General features: G+C 65.2%; 21 protein-coding genes and 1 riboswitch. Of the genes, 11 read left to right on the forward strand and 10 right to left on the reverse strand.

All coding sequences use genetic code 11. The features are described from left to right. Position 1: 1 nt before the first annotated feature. Positions 2-1,696 carry an acyl-CoA dehydrogenase family protein gene (locus tag GA566_RS00930; RefSeq protein WP_160471223.1) on the reverse strand — a complete coding sequence of 565 codons (1,695 nt, stop codon included), beginning with the start codon at positions 1,694-1,696 and terminating at the stop codon, positions 2-4. A gap of 245 nt (positions 1,697-1,941) precedes the next feature. Then, positions 1,942-2,043, forward strand: a riboswitch (TPP riboswitch). Between the two features lie 115 nt (positions 2,044-2,158). On the opposite strand from GA566_RS00930, the gene thiC reads away from it, so the two are divergent. The 5 genes from thiC (at position 2,159) to GA566_RS00955 (ending at position 7,595) form a co-directional block, all read left to right on the forward strand. Beyond that, a complete protein-coding gene (thiC, locus tag GA566_RS00935; protein ID WP_160471225.1) occupies positions 2,159-4,036 on the forward strand; it encodes a phosphomethylpyrimidine synthase ThiC in 1,878 nt (625 codons plus the stop codon). Between the two features lie 158 nt (positions 4,037-4,194). After that, positions 4,195-5,406, forward strand: coding sequence for an FAD-dependent oxidoreductase (locus GA566_RS00940; RefSeq protein WP_137923548.1), 1,212 nt, complete (start codon positions 4,195-4,197; stop codon positions 5,404-5,406). Between the two features lie 13 nt (positions 5,407-5,419). After that, a complete protein-coding gene (thiS, locus tag GA566_RS00945; protein WP_137923547.1) occupies positions 5,420-5,617 on the forward strand; it encodes a sulfur carrier protein ThiS in 198 nt (65 codons plus the stop codon). Between the two features lie 5 nt (positions 5,618-5,622). Further along, on the forward strand, positions 5,623-6,471 hold the full coding sequence (locus GA566_RS00950; RefSeq protein WP_137923546.1) for a thiazole synthase: 849 nt from the start codon (positions 5,623-5,625) through the stop codon (positions 6,469-6,471). Continuing rightward, positions 6,468-7,595: a thiamine phosphate synthase gene (locus GA566_RS00955; RefSeq protein WP_160471227.1), complete on the forward strand. Its 1,128-nt coding sequence runs from the start codon at positions 6,468-6,470 to the stop codon at positions 7,593-7,595. Before GA566_RS00950 ends, GA566_RS00955 begins: the two co-directional genes overlap by 4 nt. 69 nt (positions 7,596-7,664) lie before the next feature. On the opposite strand, the gene GA566_RS00960 is transcribed toward GA566_RS00955, so the two are convergent. The 5 genes from GA566_RS00960 to GA566_RS00980 form a co-directional block, all read right to left on the reverse strand. Continuing rightward, complete coding sequence (locus GA566_RS00960; RefSeq protein ID WP_370459296.1) at positions 7,665-9,011, reverse strand: MATE family efflux transporter; 1,347 nt, start codon at positions 9,009-9,011, stop codon at positions 7,665-7,667. 4 nt (positions 9,012-9,015) lie between these two features. Further along, complete coding sequence (locus GA566_RS00965) at positions 9,016-9,540, reverse strand: helix-turn-helix domain-containing protein (RefSeq protein ID WP_137923543.1); 525 nt, start codon at positions 9,538-9,540, stop codon at positions 9,016-9,018. A 101-nt stretch (positions 9,541-9,641) separates the two neighbouring features. Continuing rightward, positions 9,642-10,307, reverse strand: a complete 666-nt coding sequence (locus tag GA566_RS00970) for a C39 family peptidase (protein ID WP_160471231.1) — start codon at positions 10,305-10,307, stop codon at positions 9,642-9,644. Positions 10,308-10,479: 172 nt separating this feature from the next. Next, a complete protein-coding gene (locus tag GA566_RS00975; protein ID WP_137923541.1) occupies positions 10,480-11,025 on the reverse strand; it encodes a hypothetical protein in 546 nt (181 codons plus the stop codon). 26 nt (positions 11,026-11,051) lie between these two features. Then, a complete protein-coding gene (locus tag GA566_RS00980) occupies positions 11,052-11,978 on the reverse strand; it encodes a hypothetical protein (protein WP_160471233.1) in 927 nt (308 codons plus the stop codon). Between the two features lie 258 nt (positions 11,979-12,236). On the opposite strand from GA566_RS00980, the gene GA566_RS00985 reads away from it, so the two are divergent. The 3 genes from GA566_RS00985 (at position 12,237) to GA566_RS00995 (ending at position 15,026) form a co-directional block, all read left to right on the forward strand. Beyond that, the gene (locus GA566_RS00985) at positions 12,237-13,727 is read left to right on the forward strand and encodes a chloride channel protein (protein ID WP_160471234.1); all 1,491 of its coding nucleotides are present in this window, start codon (positions 12,237-12,239) and stop codon (positions 13,725-13,727) included. Between the two features lie 207 nt (positions 13,728-13,934). After that, positions 13,935-14,213, forward strand: coding sequence for a hypothetical protein (locus GA566_RS00990; protein ID WP_160471236.1), 279 nt, complete (start codon positions 13,935-13,937; stop codon positions 14,211-14,213). 102 nt (positions 14,214-14,315) lie between these two features. After that, positions 14,316-15,026 (forward strand): hypothetical protein, encoded by a 711-nt coding sequence (locus GA566_RS00995; protein WP_137923537.1) that lies wholly within the window; start codon positions 14,316-14,318, stop codon positions 15,024-15,026. A 159-nt stretch (positions 15,027-15,185) separates the two neighbouring features. Here GA566_RS00995 and GA566_RS01000 read toward each other — a convergent pair whose 3' ends face one another. After that, entirely contained in the window at positions 15,186-15,635 is a 450-nt protein-coding gene (locus GA566_RS01000) for an Lrp/AsnC family transcriptional regulator (RefSeq protein WP_137923536.1), read from the reverse strand. Between the two features lie 141 nt (positions 15,636-15,776). On the opposite strand from GA566_RS01000, the gene GA566_RS01005 reads away from it, so the two are divergent. The 3 genes from GA566_RS01005 to GA566_RS01015 all read left to right on the forward strand — a co-directional run bounded on the left by GA566_RS01005 (position 15,777) and on the right by GA566_RS01015 (position 18,872). Continuing rightward, positions 15,777-16,970 (forward strand): saccharopine dehydrogenase family protein, encoded by a 1,194-nt coding sequence (locus tag GA566_RS01005; protein ID WP_160471238.1) that lies wholly within the window; start codon positions 15,777-15,779, stop codon positions 16,968-16,970. Continuing rightward, complete coding sequence (locus GA566_RS01010) at positions 16,967-18,487, forward strand: aldehyde dehydrogenase family protein (protein ID WP_137923534.1); 1,521 nt, start codon at positions 16,967-16,969, stop codon at positions 18,485-18,487. The genes GA566_RS01005 and GA566_RS01010 overlap by 4 nt, the downstream gene beginning before the upstream one ends. A gap of 175 nt (positions 18,488-18,662) precedes the next feature. Further along, a complete protein-coding gene (locus GA566_RS01015; RefSeq protein ID WP_137923664.1) occupies positions 18,663-18,872 on the forward strand; it encodes a hypothetical protein in 210 nt (69 codons plus the stop codon). Between the two features lie 163 nt (positions 18,873-19,035). Here GA566_RS01015 and GA566_RS01020 read toward each other — a convergent pair whose 3' ends face one another. The 3 genes from GA566_RS01020 to prmC all read right to left on the reverse strand — a co-directional run bounded on the left by GA566_RS01020 (position 19,036) and on the right by prmC (position 20,994). Further along, the gene (locus tag GA566_RS01020) at positions 19,036-19,653 is read right to left on the reverse strand and encodes a UbiX family flavin prenyltransferase (protein ID WP_160471240.1); all 618 of its coding nucleotides are present in this window, start codon (positions 19,651-19,653) and stop codon (positions 19,036-19,038) included. A gap of 13 nt (positions 19,654-19,666) precedes the next feature. Next, positions 19,667-19,978 (reverse strand): Grx4 family monothiol glutaredoxin, encoded by a 312-nt coding sequence (grxD, locus tag GA566_RS01025; RefSeq protein ID WP_137928464.1) that lies wholly within the window; start codon positions 19,976-19,978, stop codon positions 19,667-19,669. Positions 19,979-20,127: 149 nt separating this feature from the next. Beyond that, positions 20,128-20,994 carry a peptide chain release factor N(5)-glutamine methyltransferase gene (gene prmC, locus GA566_RS01030; protein WP_160471241.1) on the reverse strand — a complete coding sequence of 289 codons (867 nt, stop codon included), beginning with the start codon at positions 20,992-20,994 and terminating at the stop codon, positions 20,128-20,130. Positions 20,995-21,061: the final 67 nt, after the last annotated feature.

Here is a 21,061-nt window from a genome sequence, read left to right on the forward strand (position 1 = left end):
CCTATGCCGGCCAGGTGCGATCGACAAGACGTTGCAATGTGCCGATATCGGCATCCAACGTGCCAAACACGCGACCATGCTGACGTCCCAGTCGGCTGGCGATAAAGACCTCGGCACTCTCGGCATCGCCATGCGCGATCATCAATGCCGCCTGTGCGGTGAGCACGAGTCCTTGCGCGAAACGTCGCGCGCTGGCTTCGAGCGTATCGGCGGGTGCGCGCAGCATGGCCTGCAGCGAAGCGAGTTCGGCGCGCACGGCAGCGTGACCGTTCGAGAGCCGCGCAAGATCCTGCAGGATCAGCGCACCATCGTTGGGTGTACGTTGCAGGGCGCGCAGCACGTCGAGGCACATGATGTTGCCCGAGCCTTCCCAGATCGAGTTGACCGGCGCCTCGCGATACAGCCTTGCCATCGGGCCTTCTTCCACATAGCCGTTGCCGCCCCAGACCTCCATCGCTTCGCCAGTGGCTTCGAGCGCGCGCTTGCAGATCCAGAACTTGGCGGCGGGTGTCATCACGCGCTTCCATGCAGCAGCCAGGGGGTCGTCGTCGGCGTGTTCGAAGGCGTTGGCCAGCGCCATCATCATTTGGGTGGCGGCATCGGATTCGAGCGCGAGATCGGCCAGCACGTTGCGCATCAGCGGCTGATCCGCCAGCAACCTGCCAAAGGCCATGCGATGACGCGCATGATGAAGCGCCTGCACCAGCCCCGCGCGCAACAGCGCCGCGCTGCCGATCACGCAGTCGAGCCGCGTGTTGGTGGCCATCTCGATGATGGTGGGGATGCCGCGTCCTTCCTCGCCAATCAGGATGCCGGTGGCGCCCCGGAATTCCACTTCGCTGCTGGAGTTCGAACGATTGCCAAGCTTGTCCTTGAGGCGCTGGATCAGGAGGGGATTCTTGCTGCCGTCGTCGCGCCAGCGTGGCACGAAGAAACACGACAACGGCCCGTCTGCTGCGCCCATGCGCGCCACCACGAGGTGCGCATCGCACATCGGCGCCGAGAAAAACCACTTGTGACCGGTCAGCGCATATTCGGCGCCGCGCCCCTCGCCACGCACCGGCACGGCCACGGTAGCGTTGGCGCGCACATCGGAGCCGCCCTGTTTCTCGGTCATGCCCATGCCGATCATCACGGCGGACTTGTCGCGCCACGGCAGGTCGCGCGCGTCGTGCTCCGTCGTATAGAGACGCGATTCGAGATCGGCAAACAGCGCGGGTTCCTTGGCGAGTACCGGAATGCTCGCCAGCGTCATCGTGGTGGGGCACAGCGAACCGGATTCGACCTGCGCCTGGAGGAAGTAGCCAGCGGTGCGCGCTGCCCATACACCGGCGCGCGGTTGTGCAAACGGCAGCGCCTGCAACTGCTGGCTGCGCAGCAGCGTCAGCAACTGGTGCCAGGCGGGATGGAACGTGACCTGATCGATGCGCTCGCCGGTGCGGCTGTGCGTGTGCAGTTCAGGGGTGAAACGATTGGCATCGGCTGCCCAGGCTTGCACCTCCGGATCGCCAAGCCGTGTTCCATAGGTGGACAGCGCGTCGGCGTGCCAGTTGCCGCCCAGCCTGTCGAGCGCGGCGCGCAGGCCGGGATCGGACTCGAACAGGTTGTAGTGGGCGAGATCGGGAACCTGGTTGGTCACGCGGTGGGTCTGCGCGTCGTTGAAATCTTCGATCCCTGCGGCGGATGTGGCGGTCATGACATCTCCTGGCACAGTCTGATTGCTGCGATGGGTGTATGGGTAACCTGCTGCGGGCCATGGTACGGCAACTCGCGCGTTCGCCATATCGAGGGTGCCCCGATGCACGGCCCCCGTTCGCGCATCATCGGGCACTCGCCATGCATCGTGCAGCGCAGCATGGGCGTTCGATACTTGCACGCACGACAGCTGCGACCGAATTTTGGGTGGCGCGGGGCAGGGCGTTGTGCTTAAATTCACCCCGTTGGATGAAACAGGGGTGCCGTCCGGATGGGCCGGGCGGCTGAGAGAGTCCCTTCGAACCCGATCCGGCTAGTACCGGCGTGGGAAGTTTCACGAAGAACCGAAAGTCTCCTGTCCCGCGGACATTCCGCAACGGGACGCCGCCGCCGGCCATGCCGCGCGTTGCGGGCTCACAGGGCTCCTGGTTTCGTCCATCCCCGCAAAGAGAGGACGACACTCATGGCCCGTACCGCCCCTGCCGCTTCGTTTGAATCGCTCGAAAGCGATCTCGACCAGAAGTTCGCCTACCCGGCTTCCAGCAAGACCTATATCCCCGGCAGCCGCCCCGATATCCGCGTGCCGATGCGCACGATCCTGCAGACCGCCACGCGCACCGACAAGGGCGAGATGGGGAATCCGCCGATTCCCGTCTACGACACCTCGGGCCCGTACAGCGACCCGGACATCCATATCGACCTGAAGTCCGGCCTGCCCGCCGTGCGCGAGCAGTGGATTGCCGAGCGCGGCGACACCGAGGTCCTGTCGGGCCTGTCGTCGGAATACGGCCTGGCGCGCGCCAACGATCCGGCCACCGCCCACCTGCGTTTTGCGCAACTGACGAACCCGCGCCGTGCCAAGGCCGGCGCGAACGTGTCGCAGATGCATTACGCACGCCGCGGCATCATCACGCCCGAGATGGAATACGTGGCGCTGCGCGAATCGCTGAACATGCAGGCGCTGTACGACAAGCCCGAGTACAAGGCGCTGCTGCGCCAGCATCCGGGCAACCCGCTGGGTGCCTCGCTGCCGATGCGTCCGGAAGACATGACGCCGGAGTTCGTGCGCCGTGAAGTGGCCGCTGGCCGCGCCATCATTCCCGCCAACATCAACCACACGGAACTGGAGCCGATGGCCATCGGCCGCAACTTCCGCGTGAAGATCAACGGCAACCTGGGCAATTCGGCGGTGACGTCGTCGCTGGCCGAGGAAGTGGAAAAGATGGTGTGGTCGATCCGCTGGGGCGCCGACACCATCATGGACCTGTCCACGGGCAAGCACATTCATGAGACGCGCGAATGGATCCTGCGTAACTCGCCGGTGCCCATCGGCACGGTGCCGATCTACCAGGCGCTGGACAAGACCGGCGGCATCGCCGAGGACCTGACCTGGGAAATGTTCCGCGACACGCTGATCGAGCAGGCGGAGCAGGGCGTGGACTACTTCACGATCCACGCAGGCGTGCTGCTGCGCTACGTGCCGATGACGGCGGATCGCGTGACGGGCATCGTGTCGCGCGGCGGCTCGATCATGGCCAAGTGGTGCCTGGCGCATCACAAGGAAAACTTCCTGTACACGCACTTCGACGAGATCTGCGAAATCATGAAGGCGTACGACGTGTCGTTCAGCCTCGGTGATGGCCTGCGTCCGGGTTGCATCGCGGATTCGAACGACGATGCCCAGTTCGGCGAACTGCGCACGCTGGGCGAACTGACCGCCAAGGCGTGGGAGCACGACGTGCAGGTCATGATCGAAGGTCCGGGCCACGTACCGCTGCAGCGCATCCAGGCCAACATGGATGAAGAACTGAAGCACTGCTACGAGGCACCGTTCTACACGCTGGGACCGCTGGTCACGGACATCGCGCCGGGCTACGACCACATCACCAGCGGCATCGGCGCCGCCAACATCGGCTGGATGGGTACGGCCATGCTGTGCTACGTCACGCCGAAGGAACACCTGGGCCTGCCGGACAAGGAAGACGTGCGCGAAGGCATCATCACGTACAAGATCGCCGCACACGCCGCCGACCTGGCCAAGGGCTGGCCCGGTGCACAGTTGCGGGATAATGCGCTGTCCAAGGCTCGCTTCGAGTTCCGCTGGGAAGACCAGTTCAACCTGGGCCTCGACCCCGAGCGCGCCCGTTCGTTCCACGATGCCACGCTGCCGGCCGAAGGTGCCAAGATCGCTCACTTCTGCTCGATGTGCGGACCGAAGTTCTGCTCGATGAAGATCACGCAGGAGGTGCGCGACTACGCGGCGTCGTTGCCGGAAGCGCAGCGCGGCATGGAAGAAAAGTCGATCGAGTTCGTGAAGACGGGTTCGAAGATCTACTCGTAAGCCAGCGTGGTTGTTGTGTAGCAAGGGCGCGTATCGCAAGACGCGCGCCCGCAGTACCCGAGTTCCGCGCGCGGCGCCCCCACGCGGCGCGGCGGCATTCACCCAACCGGAGGCCGGCCGGCGCAACCTTCTTGCCAACGCCGCCGGCATACAAGCCCATGACAGCAGTACAGTCCTTCGATGTTGCCGTACTCGGCGCCGGCCTGGCCGGGCGGTTGTCCGCCTGGCATCTGGTGCGCGCGGGCGTCCGCGTGGCGCTGATCGAGCGTGGCGGCCCCGACGGCAGCGGCTCTGCCGCACACGTGGCCGCGGCCATGCTCGCACCGCTGGCGGAATCCGCCATCGCGGAACGGCGCATCGTCGATCTCGGCATCGCCAGCGTCGATCTCTGGCGCACCTGGCTCAAGGAATTGCCCGAACCCGTGTTCTTCCAGGAGGACGGCACGCTGGTGGTATGGCATGCGCGGGACCGCAGCGAAGTGTCCCTCTTCACCAATCGCATGCGCGCCGTGGCGCCGCCCGAGCTGGTGCAGCAGCGACTGCGCGCACTCGATGGCAAAGGCGTGGCCGATGTGGAACCGGAACTCGCCGGACGCTTCGGGCAGGGTCTGCTGCTGCAGGGCGAAGGCCAGCTCGACAACCGCGGCGCGATGCGCGCGCTGCTGGCGTGTGCCATCTCGGAAGGTCTGCATTGCATCTGGGAGGCGGGCGAAGTGGAAGCCAGTTCGCTGCCGGCGCTCGGCATCCGGGCCAATGTGGTGCTCGATTGCCGGGGACTCGGCGCGCGCACGGCATGGGCCGAACCCGAAGACGAGAACGGACGCGCGCTGCCGGGCCTGCGCGGCCTGCGTGGCGAAGTGGTGCGGGTGCATGCGCCCGATGTGAAGCTGCATCGCCCCGTGCGCCTGCTGCATCCGCGTTATCCCATCTATATCGCGCCGAAGCCGAACGACCTGTACGTGATTGGCGCCACCGAAATCGAAAGCGAGGACGAATCGCCGATGAGCGTGCGCTCCGCGCTGGAGCTGCTCTCTGCGGCGCACTCGCTGCATCCTGCGTTTGGCGAGGCGCGCGTGCTCGAACTCAATGTGCAACGTCGCCCGACACGGCCCGATCACCTGCCCGCCATCCGCGTGGACCAGGCCACGCGCGTGGTGCGCGTGAACGGGCTGTATCGCCATGGCTGGCTGATTGCGCCGGCGGTGACCGAGGCCGCCTGCCACGTGGTGCGTGCGATGCTGGAAGATGATCCTGCCGCGCATGCGGTGCCGGACGCCCTGCGCTGGCCGGGTATGATCCAGCCCGTGCGAGAGGTGGCGTCGCTGGCATCGGGCGCGCTCGCAGACATCGGCACCGGCATGCTGCATTAATCTGAAACCGACCATGAATATCCTGCTCAATGGCCAGCCACTGGACCTGCCCGATACCGCCACGCTGGCGGACGCGGTCAGTGCGGCAGCCATCGCGCCGCCGTTCGCCGCTGCGGTGAACGGCGAATTTGTCCCGCGCGCCGCGCATGCGGCCCGGACGCTGAGCGCGGGCGACAAGATCGACCTCGTGCAACCCGTGACGGGAGGCTAGTTCCCATGACATTCGAACCGACTGAAACCCTGCGCGATCCGTTCGTGCTGTACGGGGAATCGTTTGCTTCACGCCTGCTGCTGGGCACCGCGCGCTACCCGTCGCCGGCCACGCTGCAGGCGGCTGTGGAAGTATCGCGCCCCGCGATGATCACCGTGGCGCTGCGCCGCCAGACTGCCGTGGGCAGCGGCGACGGCCAGACGCTGGGTGGCGATACGTTCTGGCAGATGCTGCGCACGCTGGGCGTGCCGGTGCTGCCGAACACCGCTGGTTGCTTCACCGCGCAAGAGGTGATCACCACGGCGATGATGGCGCGCGAGGTGTTCGAGACCGACTGGATCAAGCTCGAACTGATTGGCGACGATTACACGCTGCAGCCGGACACGCTCAACATGCCCGCCGTGGCCGAGACGCTGATCAAGGAAGGCTTCAAGGTACTGCCGTACTGCACCGAGGATCTGGTGTTGTGCCGCCGCCTGCTCGACGTGGGTTGCCAGGCGTTGATGCCGTGGGCTGCGCCGATCGGCACGGGGCGAGGCGCGGTGAATCCGCACGCAATGCGCACGCTGCGCGACCGCCTGCCAGACACGCCACTGATCGTCGATGCGGGCCTCGGCCTGCCGTCGCACGCAGCGCAGGTGCTGGAGTGGGGCTACGACGGCGTGTTGCTCAATACCGCCGTGGCACAGGCCGCATATCCGGTGAACATGGCGCGCGCGTTCGCGCTGGCCGTGGATGCGGGCCGCACCGCCTATCTGGCCGGCCCGATGCCCGAGCGTGAGGTGGCACAGGCCAGCACGCCGGTGGTGGGCATGCCGTTCTGGCACGCCGAAGGCGCGGAGGATCGTACATGACACGCCAGGGTGTGGAGGCAGCGATGGATGCTGCGTTGTTCGACGATCTGATGCGGCGCTATGCCGTGATGTTCGGCCATGACGCAACGCCGTGGCAGATATGGCCGCTGGCGAATGCGCCGGCGACGCTGGGCCGGCATGAGGTGTTGCTGAGCGATGGCGAGGCGGATGCCGACGCCATCGATCGTGTCACGGCGGCTGGTGCGGTGTTGATCGAGAGCGAGCGCGAAGGCGGCCGCTGGATCGACACGGTACGTTCCCCGATGGGCACATGGGTGCTGGACGTGCAGGCCGACGATGACAACGCGCACGCGCCGGCCTTCGTGGCGAAGCTGTGCGCGGCGCTGTCGCTACACTTCCCGGCGCATGACGCGCTGTGCATCGCGCGTGCCTGGCAGACGGGTTCCACGGAGTGGCCGAAGACGTTCGCGCGTTTTCCACGCGTGCGCCACGCCGCGCTGGCATCGCCCGAGGCACCGCCGCAGCCCTTCGCTCCGTGTCCTGAACTGGGCCTGTACGTGGTGCTGCCAAATGCGGAATGGATCGAGCGTCTGGTGCCGTTGAACGTGCCGACCGTGCAGTTGCGCTTCAAGTCGGACGATGCGGCAGCGGTCAAGGCCGAGATCGTGCGCGCGGCCAATGCGGCCAAGGGTGGCAAGTCGCGCCTGTTCATCAACGACCACTGGCGCGTGGCGATCGATCATCACGCGGCTTGTGGCGGCGATAGCGGCATCTACGGCATCCACCTCGGCCAGGAAGACCTGGACGAGGCCGATCTCGATGCGATTCGCGCCTCGGGTTTGCGGCTTGGCGTGTCCACGCACGGTTATGCCGAGATGCTGCGCGTGGCCGCCATCGCACCGAGCTATCTGGCGCTGGGCGCCATCTTCCCGACCACGACCAAGATCATGCCCACCCAGCCGCAGGGCATGGGCCGCTTCCAGTCGTACGTGGCGTTGATGAAACCGGTGATTCCGTCGCTGGTGGGGATCGGCGGCGTGAACGCGACCAATATGCGCGAAGTGCTCGCCGTTGGCGTGGGCAGCGCAGCGGTGGTGCGCGCTGTGACCGAAGCCAACGATGTTCCGGCAGCAGTAGCAGGGTTGACCGCGCTGTTCGATTGAACGATTCAACGATCAAGCGTTGAATCGATGGAAGGGGAGTGGCATCGCGCCGCTCCCCTTTGTTCTTTGCTATCGCGCCGACCACTCGCTCTTGCGCACGCCGATGGCGGTCACAAGCCCATAGGCCGTGATGCCGAGCGCGACGCCGAGGAAGTGTCCGTCAATTCCCATGCCGCCTACGTTGGCGAGCAACCAGCCGCCGCCTGCTGCCAGCCCGATGCGGCTGAGACCGGCGAGGATCGGCCAACGCATCCGTCCCGCTCCCATCGACGCAAAATACAGCGCCATGCCGAGGCCAAAGCCGCCGAACGCTGGCCCGACCCATGACAGTGCACGCGCGGCGATGCTCGCGACTTCCGCATCCTGCGTGAACAGTCCTGCGAACTGTGCCGGAGCGAGACCTACTGCGGCGCCGACACTGCCAGCGATCAGCAGGGCGAGCCACGCGCCCACCCACGCAGTGCGCCGCGCCGTGAGCCAATCGCCAGCGCCGACGGCGCGACCGACCAACGCCGTCAGCGCCGAGCCCACACCGAAGGCGAGCGGAATCATCAGGAATTCGAGTCGCGCCGAGATGCCGTAGGCGGCCACTGTCGCGGTGCCGTAGTGGCGCAACTGCGCCGTGACGAGGATCGTGGTCAGATTGGCCACCGATGCCAGCGCGCAGGCGATCAGCCCGACCGACAGGATGCGATAGAACAGCGCACCCGAGAGCTTCACGCGCAGCGTCGGCATGAAGCCCGCCCCGCCGCGCAGCACCACCCAGGCCATCATCAGCGCTGCCGCCCATGATGCCGTTGCCAGCCCCGCGCCGATCCCTGCCAGGCCCATACCGAGGCGCTCGGTGAACCACCACGCCAGGATCGGAAACACAATCCACATCCCGGCCAGCACCCGCGCCACCAGCGCATGGCGACCGCCGCCGCGCAGCACCGAAGCGAGCGTATTGGCGAGCCACGCGGGCACCGCACCGGCCCCGAACAGCCAGATCGCGTAATCGGCAGCAGCCTCCGCAGCCGTCGCGCCGGCCACGGCACCGAAGATCTGATGCGGAAAGCCAGCGAGCGCGATGGCAAACAAGAGCCCGGCCGTCACGGCAATGAACATGGCGTGCATGACCAGCGACGAGGCATCCTCGCGCTTGCCCGCCCCGAGTGCCCGCGCGATGGCGGACACCACGCCGCCGCCCATCGCTCCCGTCGACATCTGTTGCAGCAGCAGCGCAAACGGCAGCACCACGGCCCACCCGGCCAGTGCGGACGTACCTTGCCGCGCTGCCAGCCAGGTTTCGATCAGCTGCGCGCCGGCCTGCAGGAAGGCAACCAGACTGGTGGGCGCGGCCAGCGCGGCAATGCGTCGCGCAATCGCGGAAGAGGAAGCCGCTTCGGTTGGCGCCACCACGCCACCAAGCGCCATGGCGTCAGGCTTGCTCATCGACGGCCTCCGCGGAGGTGTCTTGCGCGGCGGTATCGCCAAATCGCGCACGCAGATACCGGCCGGCACCGGGGCCAGGACGCACGCGCAGATCGTCAACCGTGATCGTGCTGCCATCGGGTCGCGTCAACTGCCCAGCAACGATCTCGCCGCCATCGCGCTTGTCTTCAAGCACGGTCAACGGACCTTTCTCGTCAGCCATCCAGCGATCTGCCCAGGCTTTCAGCGACACATAGACCGGAAAGAAGTCGCGGCCCATCTCCGTGAGCCGATACACCTGCCGCGCCCCGCCACCGGGCGCCGGGGCCTTTTCAAGCAACCCATGCTCCACCAGCGTCTTGAGCCGCGCGCTCAGGATGTTCGGCGCAATGCCCAGATGCTTCTCGAATTCGTCGAACCGCGAACTGCCGTAATAGACCTCGCGCATCAGCAGGATCGCCCACCGCTCGCCCAGCATCGCCATCGAACGGGCAACCGGGCAGGGCATGTTGGCAAAGTCGGTTTGTGCCATCGTCTCCCCTCTCTTTTTACTTTTGAAATGCAAGTGAATGCATGAAGGGGAGTGTAGCTTGCGATTTGAAAGTTTGCTGGGGAAGTTTGGGGGGCAGGCTGTCAGCGGTAGCCCGTAAGAGGGTGGGGAGGCGGAAATGTGATCAAAGGTGCCGATGCTGGGGGCGGTAGGAGGAAGCTGTCGTCGATGCGGACAGCAGTTTCGGTTGCGGGTACAAAGGCCAGGATTCTGCCCGGTGCGGAGACCTTGGAGCGGGTGAGCCAGAACTTCTCGAACCGCGCGCGTGGCATGCGGATATTGCCCCATGCGGGATCGGCCAACCATACGCCAGTCGGGTCGGCCTTACGAAGCACGGAGAAGTGTCCGTCGTCCCAATAGTCGAGATAGACGATGACAGGGCGGCGCAGGCGCGTGAGTGCGTCGTAATCCAGCCCGATGCCGTGCGCCCTAAACCCCATTGAGGTCGCGGCACCGGCCAGATCCGTCATGGAAAAAGCGGCCTTTATGCCAATGCGGCCGATAACGTCCGCCTCATTTGCTTCGATACCAAAATACTTGTTGAGGACTGTGACCAGCGACGCCGCGCCGCAAGAATAGTCGAAGCGTTGCTTGACGATGCCTGTGTCGCGTATTTCGGTCCACGAGCGTACGGGGACTGGCTCCCAGATATCCCACTGCGGATAATTGATCGACGCGGCGCCAACCTGATAGCACCATCCCAATGGCAACAGAAGCAGTAAGCGGCTAATGCGGTTCAAACGGGGCATAGGCGTTCCGCCGCAATGCGGCATGCCCACAGCGCGACGACGAGTGCTATCGAAAAGCTCACCACCGTCATGCGTATATCCGGACGGCCAAATGCAACCTTCCGGAAGTACGCAATACAAAGAAGCAGGCCGACCGCACCGAAGACCTGAACGTACAGGCTGCACGACAGGATCATGGAATCGCGACATTGGTTACCGCATTGGGAGTCGACGCCTTAATCAATGAGGGGAAAGTGTTCTTCGATTTTTTCGAATAATCGGCGTGGCAGCCCGAGCACCCGCGGCCTAGCAGACCTGTTGCCATTCCCCCATAAAAGCCCATGGTTCCGCCGAGGATTGCATTTGCGCCCAGATTGCCGGCTGGCCCCATGATGAATCCGGTTGCCGCGCCAACGCCAGTTGCGATGAGCAAGCCTTGCGTGGAGCCTTGGCCGGATACGATGGCTTCCCCGAAGTATCCCGCCGCGCCTGTAATCGCGCCGATGGCTGCGCCCACCGGCCCAAAGCGGCCCCGGACTTCGTCCATTTCACTGGTGTCGATGGACTCTAAATGAGGAGGCCGGTCCGGCAGCATCGTGGTCAGGTACTCAATGTCTTCAGTTGTTATTGGAGTAGGTCTTGTTGTGGTGCTTGCCTGTGCAGTCGTTTGGAGGGTCATCGCTATAGTGCAAAGCCCGACCGCAGCGCAGTGTTTGATCCTGATTGAACCGTTTTGCATTTGACTAGACTCCTTTGGATTTTGCGTTATAGGCGCCAGGTGAAGTTGGTCCAGAGTTGTGCCCTGTCGCTACCGGCAACGCCCGCCTGTGCGTCGATATTCATCACCAACGAGGCCGACAGCCGTTGGGTGTATCCGAGCGTGAATGCGGTTGAAGTGGTGCCAGACTGTCTTCCGATCCGGTTCGTCTCGCCAACGCGAAAGCTCTGGATCATCCCGGCACGCAGCGTGATTTCAGGATTCATGGCGACGCCAAATGAAGCTGCGGCAGCCAGTACGTCGCCGGGGTTGTAGCGGGTGCCGCTATCGCTTCGCGTGCCCAGGTAGCTGTACGTGGCGGTGATCGATGCAATGACTGGATCGAACGCCCAATGACTGCCTATACCGATAGTTGCAGCGGACCCGTAAGTGATGTCGTTCGACGAGTTGTCGGCAACGGCAATTTCCGCAAAACCGAGCACGAAGGGCTGCGAGAACACCGAGGTGATTCGGTAGTCCGCACCTATCGTGAGGTTCCGCCATCCCGCACTGTATTCAGAGCCTGATGTCTGACGATCCAATGACTGTCGCCTTTCCGCATCCAATTTCAGGCCGGCGCTGATGTTCAGCCTGTCGGTGGCCGACAACCGCAGGCCAAGTCGCGTGAACAAGGAGTCGCTGCGGGTGTTGGCGAGCGAAACGTCTGGAATGAAGATGGAGTACGCGTGCGAGATGGGCACGGCGATGGCGCTGACATTCAACCTGTTCGAATCAGATGCCGTGTAGCCAACACCTGCGCTGAACGTCGCGCGCCCTTTCTTAGGCGCGAAATCGTCAATCTTGAAGGGTGAGTCCGAGTCGCGCTTCTCGTCGGCCAGCGCTACGGAAGCACAAGGCGCGCACAGCAATACGAATACAAGCAGGCAGGGGTTTTTTGCAAGGCAATGCATCATGCGTCCGGAGGGGGTGGCCATTTGCGACTGCGTCGATTCGCTAGTCGCGCTCGAAAAAATCGGGTGTTGAAATGGCTGGCGCGGTGATGACTGGCTTGCTGGGCAACGATCTTATAGCGAGAGCCAAGGCATTTGCGACGTGATTCCTGCACACGCCACGTATTTCAGAGATTTACGATTCATGACGTCTGATCGGGCGTGCGAAATCGAGGCTGTGACCCGATGGGTTGGGGACGAGGCGTATCATCGAGTGCTCTGTCCCGCCCCCGAACTTTCCTCATGACCGAGCCCACCGACCGCGCCGATTCGCCAACTCCGTCCGAATCGTCGGGGCCGCCGCCTTCGCCGCCTCCGGAGTCGTCCGAGTCCGAGCCTTCTCCCAGCCGTCTCCGTGAACTGCGTCAACGCGCGCACCGTGCCGCGCGGCGCAAGTCGCGGCAGGTGGGGCGGATTTCGCGGATGTCGATGCGGTATGGCGTGTTCATGTGCGGCGCGGGCGCAGTGGCGCTGTTCTCGATGGTGTTCGCCTATATCGCCGAGGTGTCGCTGGCCTGGAATGCGCGGGTGACTACGGCTACGCCTTGGTTGGCTTTCGTGCTGTTGCCTTTCGGTCTGGCGGCGCTGCGCTGGCTGACGATCCGGCTGGCGCCGCAGGCGCGCGGCAGCGGTATTCCGCAGGTCATTGCGGCGGTCACGCTGCCACCGGCGGGACCGGCGCAGACCGTGCTGGTCTCGTTCCGGCAGGCCATGTGGAAGGTGTTGCTGACCACGGGCGCGCTGCTGGCCGGTGCCTCGGTGGGCCGCGAGGGGCCTTCGGTGCAGGTGGGCGCGGCGGCCATGCTCGCCTGGGGGCAATGGTTTCAGGAGAAACTGAAGTTCCGGATCGGCTTTCATCCGAACGCGTTGATCGCCGCCGGTGCGGCGGGCGGACTGGCCGCCGCGTTCAATACGCCGCTGGCCGGCGTGGTGTTTGCCATCGAGGAACTGGGACGCGGCACGGCGGTGCGTTGGGACAGGCTGGTGCTGTCCGGTGTGCTGACCGCGGGCTTCCTGTCGCTGGCGGTGCTCGGCAACAACCCGTATTTCAGCGTCAAGGTGCCGCTGCTGGTGCTGCATGATGCGTGGGGACCAGTGCTGCTCTGCGCCGTGGTCAATGGCGTGATGGGCGGACTGTTCGCCAAGCTGCTGATCGCCGGCGTGCCGGGACTGGTGCCATCGGCATGGCGTGGCTGGGCGACGAATCGGCCCGTGCAGGTAGCGTTCGTCTGCGGAATCATCGTGGCGGCGCTGGGCTGGGCCACGAAGGGTGCGACGTTCGGCACGGGCTACGAGCAGGCATCGGGGCTGATCAACGGGGAGCCGCACAGCACGTTGTGGTTCGGGCTGGCAAAGTTCGGCGCCACGGTGGTGTCGTACTTCGCGGGCATCCCGGGTGGCATCTTCACACCGGCGCTGGCGATTGGTGCGGGCATCGGAGCGAACGTTGCCGATTTCGTGACGCACTTCATGAGCGGCATGGCGGAACCGCGCGTGCTGGCCCTGGTGTCGATGGCTGCATTCCTGGCCGCCGCTACCCAGGCGCCGATTACCGCCAGCGTGATCGTCATGGAGATGACGCGCACGCAGGACCTGACGATCTACCTGCTGGCGGCCTCGCTACTGGCGTCGTTCCTGTCGCGCCAGTTCAATCCGCATCCGTTCTATCACCACATGGGCCACGCGTTCCGCCGCGAAGCGATGGCCATCGGGCGCAAGACCTCGTCTTCCTAGTCACGGCCGTAACACGTGGTTACAGACCGTTGCGTGCGCGCCGCTGCTGTGTGGGATGGGGCGCGTTTGCCGATGGCGGCGGTAGAGGCGTTGTCTTAACATGTGCCGCGCACGGACCGGTGGCAGCAGATCGGCCGGCCTTGCTGTGTACCGTCGGCACATCCTTCCGCCGGGCAACCATCGCGATGCATTTTCGGGGAGCAGGAAATGGGCACGCAGCGTTCCGGCGGTACAGGCAGTACGCGTTCGAATCCCGCACCACGTGCGCCCCAGCCGCAGAAGATGCCCGTCGCCGAGGTCTTCGCAGACAGCCTGATGTGGCACACACGCGGGCTCCAGGCCAATTCGCGCATGCGCGCGCCCGCCGCCCGCCGCACCCCGCCGCGCCAGTTGCCGCCCAGCCCGTTGCCGCGGCTGGTGCTGTGGGCAGCGGTCATCGCCGTGGCGCTGGTATGCTTCCAGGCCGTGAAGCATCTGCTCCGCTAGCCGATAGTCGACCCAGCATCACACCACCTGTGTGAGCGCGGTCCGGCAGGAACCCTCGGCACGGAGCCGGCTCCAATGCGAAGCCGTTTTCAGGAGTGTGTTTTGAGATTTCCTTTTGCCGGGCTGGCCACCGCCGCCCTGCTGGCGACCGCCGTCGCCCATGCCGCCCCCGCCGCCCAGCCGGCTCCCAAGGCTGCCCCCGTAGCGATTCCCGATGGCAAGGACCAGTTCTCGACGATGCTCGATACGCTCGAGATCGGCAGTCCGTTGCCGCAGTTGCCCGATTGCGCCGATCACCGCACGCCTGATGGCAAGGACGTCACCGCCTATTGTGTGGAGTTGCGTGGCGACGGCGTGATGCGCCAGGTGGGCGTGCCACGCGACAAGCGTCCCGTGTTCATGGACGGCCCGCGCCTGGTGGCGATTGTCGACGGCAACGCGCTGGTCGGCATGATCGTGCCGACCGACGGCATCCGTTCGCAGGATGCGGCCGCCCAGGCGCTCAATGCGCGTTATGGCAAGCCGTTCCGCCAGGAAGCCGAGGAGATGAAGGACAAGGCCGGCAAGTCCGTGAAGACGATCCACGCGGGCTGGATGCGCAAGCCGCTGACCGTCGAGCTTTACACCATCCCCGACGCGACGAACGAAGGCACCATCGAATTGCTGTTGCCGCAGGCCCGCGCACTGATGGCGAATCGCGATGCCGAGGTGGCCAAGTCCCTGGCACCGCCACCGGCTTCGGCGCCGGCGGCGAAGAAGAAGGAAGACAAGAAGGCCGCGCCGGCTAAACCGGTGAATCCGGGGAGTTGGTGAGGTTTTCTCTGCTACCGGGTTGCTCCCCTCTCCCATGAAATGGGAGAGGGGTTGGGGGAGAGGGCTGGAGGATCTGCTTGCCGATTGGTCGCAATTTGAACGGCTGGCCCTCTCCCCCGCCCCTCTCCCGCAATGCGGGAGAGGGGAGCAAACCAAGCGTTACCCTGCCGCCCGCCGCCGATCAATCTTCCTCGCCAGCACAATCGACGTCGTCGTGTGATTCACCCCATCGAGCATGCCGATCTCGTCGAGCAGTTTGTCGAGCCGCGCATGGGTGTCGCAGCGGATCACGGCCATGTAGTCCACCGGGCCGCTGACCGAATTCAGTTCCTCCACCTCGGGTAGCCGCTGCAGCGCCCGCACTACGCCGGGCGCCGCCTTGGGCTGCACTGACAGTCCGCAGAACGCCAGGATCGCGTTGTCCTCCATCTGGCTGCCGAGCCTTACCCCGTAGCCCGCCACCACCCCGATACGTTCGAGTCGCGCGATGCGAGCCACCACCGTGGTCCGCGCGATGCCCAGTGCGCGCGACAGGTTGGCCGCGCTTTCCCGTGCGTTGGCTTGCAGCAGCGCCAGCAGGTGCCGGTCGGTCTGGTCGAGGTCTGCCATGACGTGAGCTGACGAATCGTCAGAAGGGATGGTCGATACGTCGGATTATGACGAGATTTCGTCAATCTCGGGCCTGTAAAACGTGCGTGCGCCTGACCATACTTGAGGCATCGACCAACGCAGTTTTCGACGGAGTCCGCCATGCAACCTTCCACGCTGGGTCCCGCCGCCGTGCGCGACCTGCCTCAAGCTCCCCGGCCGCTATCGGTGGTCGTGCTCGGTGCCGGCAAGATCGGGCGCGTCATTGCCGCCATGCTGGCCGATTCGGGCGACTACCGCGTATGTCTTGTCGATCATGATGCGCACCGTCTCGACGGCCTGCCGCGCAGCATCGCGGTGCGTGCTGGCGACCCCACCGAGCCGGGCACCTGCGCGGCGCTGCTAGCGGGCGCCGATGCCGTGCTCAATGCGCTGCCGTTCCACGCTGCCATTCAGGTGGCGACGGTGGCGGCGCGGCTGGGTGTGCACTACTTCGACCTGACCGAGGATGTCGCGGCCACGCAGGCCATCCAGAAGCTGGCGGTGAGCGCGCGTTCGGTGCTGATGCCGCAGTGCGGGCTGGCGCCTGGCTTTATCGGCGTGGTGGGGCACGATCTTGCGCAGCGCTTCCTGCGTGGTGGCGGCGAACTGCTCGACCTCCGCATGCGCGTGGGTGCGCTGCCGCGCTATCCCAGCAACGCGCTCAAGTACAACCTCACGTGGAGTACCGAGGGGCTGATCAACGAATACTGCAATCCGTGCGAAGCCATCGTCGATGGGCGGCGCGTGGAAGTGCCCGCGCTGGAAGGGCTGGAGACCTTCGCGCTGGACGGCGTGGAATACGAGGCGTTCAATACCTCCGGTGGACTGGGCACACTGCCTGAGACACTGGCGGGCCGCGCGCGGCAAGTCGACTACAAGTCGGTGCGCTACCCAGGCCATTGCGCGCAGATGAAGCTGCTGCTCAACGACCTGCGCATGCGCGAGCGGCGGGGCTGGCTGCGCGATATCCTTGAGAACGCCATCCCGATGACCGAGCAGGATGTGGTCGTGGTGTTCGCCAGCGCGACGGGCCATCCGCCCGGTGTGAAGGGCGAGGGCAAGCGCGGTCCGCTGACGCAGGCGTCGTTCTCGGCGCGCATCGGCGGGATGGAGAATTTTGCCGGTATCGGTCATGTGAACGCGATTCAGTTGACCACTGCCGCAGGCATCTGCACGGCGCTGGATCTGGTGGCATCGGGCGTGCTGCCGCAGGCGGGGTTCGTGCGGCAGGAGGCCATGCCGCTGGATCGATTCCTGGCCAACCGTTTCGGCCAGCATTACGCGCGGCATCCACTACAGGAGACGCTTGCATGAAAGCACACGACATTGCCGGTTGCTTCCAGTCGATGGGACTGGCGCAGCCCTTCACTGGCGGCGAGGCATTGCCAGGCACCCTCGGCGTACGCTCGCCCATCGATGGCGAGGTCTTCGGCCAGGTGCCGGTTTGCCTGCCTGCCGAGGCCGATACCCGCATCGCTCGCGCCCATGCGGCGCAAAGCCTTTGGGCACTGACGCCCGCACCGGCACGCGGCGAGGTGGTGCGCAGGTTCGGCGAAATGCTACGCATCCACAAGGATGCACTCGGGCGGCTCGTCTCGTTGGAGGCGGGCAAGATCCTGCAGGAAGGTCTCGGCGAAGTGCAGGAGATGATCGACATCTGCGACTTCGCGGTGGGCCTGTCGCGACAGTTGCATGGATTGACGATTGCATCGGAGCGCCCCGCGCATGCGATGCGCGAGACATGGCATCCGTATGGGCTGTGCGGCGTGATCTCGGCGTTCAATTTCCCGGTGGCGGTGTGGGCGTGGAACGCGGCGCTGGCGCTGGTGTGCGGCAATGGCGTGGTGTGGAAGCCGTCGGAGAAAACGCCGCTTTGCGCGCTGGCTGCGCAAGGGCTGCTGGATCGCGTGATCGACGAACACGCACCGCAATTCGCGGGACTGAGCTGCGTGCTGGACGGCGGGCGCCAGCTCGGTCAGTTGCTCGTGCAGCATCCGTCGGTGCGGCTGGTCAGCGCCACCGGCTCGACGCGGATGGGACGCGAGGTGGGCATGGCCTGCGCCTCGCACTTCAAGCGCGCGATTCTCGAACTCGGTGGCAACAACGCAGCCATCGTCGCACCGTCGGCCGATCTGGAACTGACGATTCGCGCGATGACCTTCGCAGCGGCGGGCACGGCCGGGCAGCGTTGTACCACGCTACGCCGTGCGTTCGTGCATGCGGACCTGATCGAGACCGTGACGCAGCGGCTGCGGCAGGTCTATGCGCGGCTGCCGGTGGGCGATCCGCTGCAGGCCGGCACGCTCGTTGGCCCGCTGATCGATGCGGCCGCGGGCGACACCATGGCGAATGCGCTGGCCAGTTGCCGCGCGCAGGGCAATATCGTCCACGGCGGCGAACGACTATTGGCCGACCGCTTTCCGCGTGCGTGCTACGTGCGTCCTGCGCTGGTGCTGACCGAGATCCAGCACGACACGATGCTCACCGAGACCTTCGCGCCGATTCTCTACCTGATGCCCTATACCTCGCTCGATGAAGCCATCGCGCTAAACAATGCGGCGTCGCATGGCCTGTCGTCGTGCATCTTCACGGAATCCCTGCGCGAGGCCGAGCGATTCATGTCGGCGGCGGGCAGCGACTGCGGCATCGCCAATGTGAATATCGGCACGAGCGGCGCGGAAATCGGCGGGGCGTTTGGCGGGGAGAAGGCGACCGGCGGTGGACGGGAATCCGGTTCGGACGCGTGGAAGAGCTATATGCGGCGCGCGACCAATACGGTCAACTACGGCGATGCGCTGCCGCTGGCACAGGGCATCCGCTTCGACGTCTGAGCCGACCTACGGTCTTCTCTTACATTCGCGCAGGCGTTGCGAATCGTAACAAGGGTTACAGCAGCTTGACGCTGTATTACCAGACCCGCCCGTATAACGTTCTAGAGAGCAGCGCATTGCCGCCGCGCAATGGCTGCGTCATAAGGACGTCGAAATGAAAACGAGAATCGTGGTGATGGGTTTGGCAGTGGCCGGTGCGGCCATGTTGGGCGGCTGCGCGGTGTACCCCACGCCGTATGGCCCAGCCGTGGCACCCGCGCCGGTCTATGCAGCGCCGGCCGTCGTGGTCAGCCCATCGGTGGGGTACTACGGTGGGGGGTACTACGGACGTGGATATTACGGACGGGGGTATTACGGACACCGGGGGTATTACGGGCGTTGGTAAGGCGAGCGAGCTTTCAACGCCCTCTCGGTTTTCTCCCCTCTCCCGCAAGGCGGGAGAGGGGCGGGGGAGAGGGCCAGCCGTTCAATTTGCGATAACTTCGGCAAGCAGAACTTCTAGCCCTCTCCCCCAACCCCTCTCCCATTGCATGGGAGAGGGGAGCTTACTAAGCAGGATCGGCGCTATTCCCCAACCCCATCCACCCCGGCGCCAGCTTCTCCCCCACATCCCTTAAATCCACCAGATCCAGCACGCGTCCCACCGTGTGGTCGACCAGTTCCGCAATGGTCTGCGGCTTCTGGTAGAACCCCGGTACGGGCGGGAACACGATGCCGCCCATTTCGGTCACGGCGGTCATGTTGCGCAGGTGGGCCAGGTTCAGCGGGGTTTCGCGCACCATCAGCACGAGCTTGCGACGCTCCTTGAGCGTGACATCGGCAGCGCGTGTAATCAGGTTGTCGGAGAGGCCGTGTGCGATGGCAGCCAGCGTGCGCATCGAGCAGGGTGCGACGATCATCGCGTGCGCGCGGAACGATCCGCTGGCGATGGTCGCGCCAACGTCGCGCACGTTATGCACGACATCGGCGAGTGCCTCGACCTCGGCGCGGCCGACGTCGAGTTCGTGCTGGAGGTTCATGATGCCGGCCGGCGAGATCAGCAGGTGGGTTTCCACACCGCTCACATCGCGCAGCACCTCAAGCAGCCGGACACCGTAGATGGCGCCGGTGGCGCCCGTGATGGCGACGATCAGCCGTTGCGGCGCGCCGCCTTGTTCCACAGGCATGACGGACTCAGGCTCAGGCTTTCAGCAGGGTCTGCAGTTCGCCGTTCTGGTACATCTCCATCATGATGTCCGAACCGCCGACGAACTCGCCGTTCACGTAGAGCTGGGGAATGGTCGGCCAGCTGGCGTATTCCTTGATGCCCTGGCGGATGCCGTCGTCTTCCAGCACGTTGACCGTGGTCGGGGCGTCCACGCCGCAAGCCTTCAGGATCTGGATGGCACGGCCCGAGAAGCCGCACATCGGGAACTGGGCGGTGCCCTTCATGAACAGAACCACGGGGCTGCCCTTCACGATCTGGTCGATCTTCTGTTGTACGTCACTCATGATGGATACGTTCCGGTTGCGCGCGATGCCAGGTGGCACCGCGAATGAATTGGGGAATGGCTCCGGATTTTACCGGAATCGCGCCTGGCGTTCAGGAGCCGCTCGGATGCGCCCCCGATGCCGTGCAGATGGGGCCCCGGCGCCGGATCTCAACCGGGCAGCCGGCCGCCGCTGCAGCGTTCGTTGCCGCCGAGGTCGCGTGCCGTGAACACCTCCGCAAAGCCGGCACTGGTCAGCAGGTGGCGCGTGGCATACCCCTGGTCGTAGCCGTGCTCCATCAGCAGCCAGCCGCCCGGCAGCAGCCGGTCTGGCGCGCCGGCCACGATGGCGCCCAGGTCCGACAGGCCGTCCTTGTGGTCGGTCAGCGCGTCGATGGGCTCGAAACGGAGGTCGCCTTCGCTCAGGTGCGGATCGCCCTCGGCAATGTAAGGCGGGTTGCTCACGATCAAGTGAAATCGCAGGGAATCGGGCAATGCGCCGTACCAGTCCGAGACCAGGAAGCGGATATTGTCGGCCTGCAGCGCGCGGGCATTGTCCTGTGCCACCATCAGCGCACCCGGCGAGATATCGGTGGCCCAGACTTCGGCATCGGCGCGTTCGCGGGCCAGCGTCACGGCCAGGATGCCGGAGCCGGTGCCCATGTCGAGCACGCGCGGCGTGTGGATATCGGCCAGCCGCGCCAGCGCAGCCTCGGCGGCTACCTCGGTGTCCGGACGCGGGATCAGCACATCGGGCGTGACGCGGAACGAGCGGCCGAAGAACTCGCGCTCGCCGAGCAGATACGCCATTGGCTCACCCGCCAGCCGCCGTGCCAGCAACGTGGAAAATGCATCATGCTGTGCTGCATTGAGGTGATCGTTGTCGCGGGTGATCAGTTGCGTGCGCGTGAAGCCGGTGACGTGCGAGAGCAGCATGCGGGCTTCGAGCGAAGGCAGGCCGGCCATGGCGGCAAGGGTCAGCGCTTCGCGCAGCGTGGGATCGGGCGGCAACGTGCCCGCTAGGGTGGAGGACGACATGTTCTACGGCCGGTACGTCTTGGGGAAAAGAACTGGCGCCTGCTGCAAAAAACCCCGTCGGGCATCG

Origin of the sequence: Cupriavidus sp. SW-Y-13 (assembly GCF_009793345.1) — a bacterium.
GTDB lineage: Bacteria > Pseudomonadota > Gammaproteobacteria > Burkholderiales > Burkholderiaceae > Cupriavidus.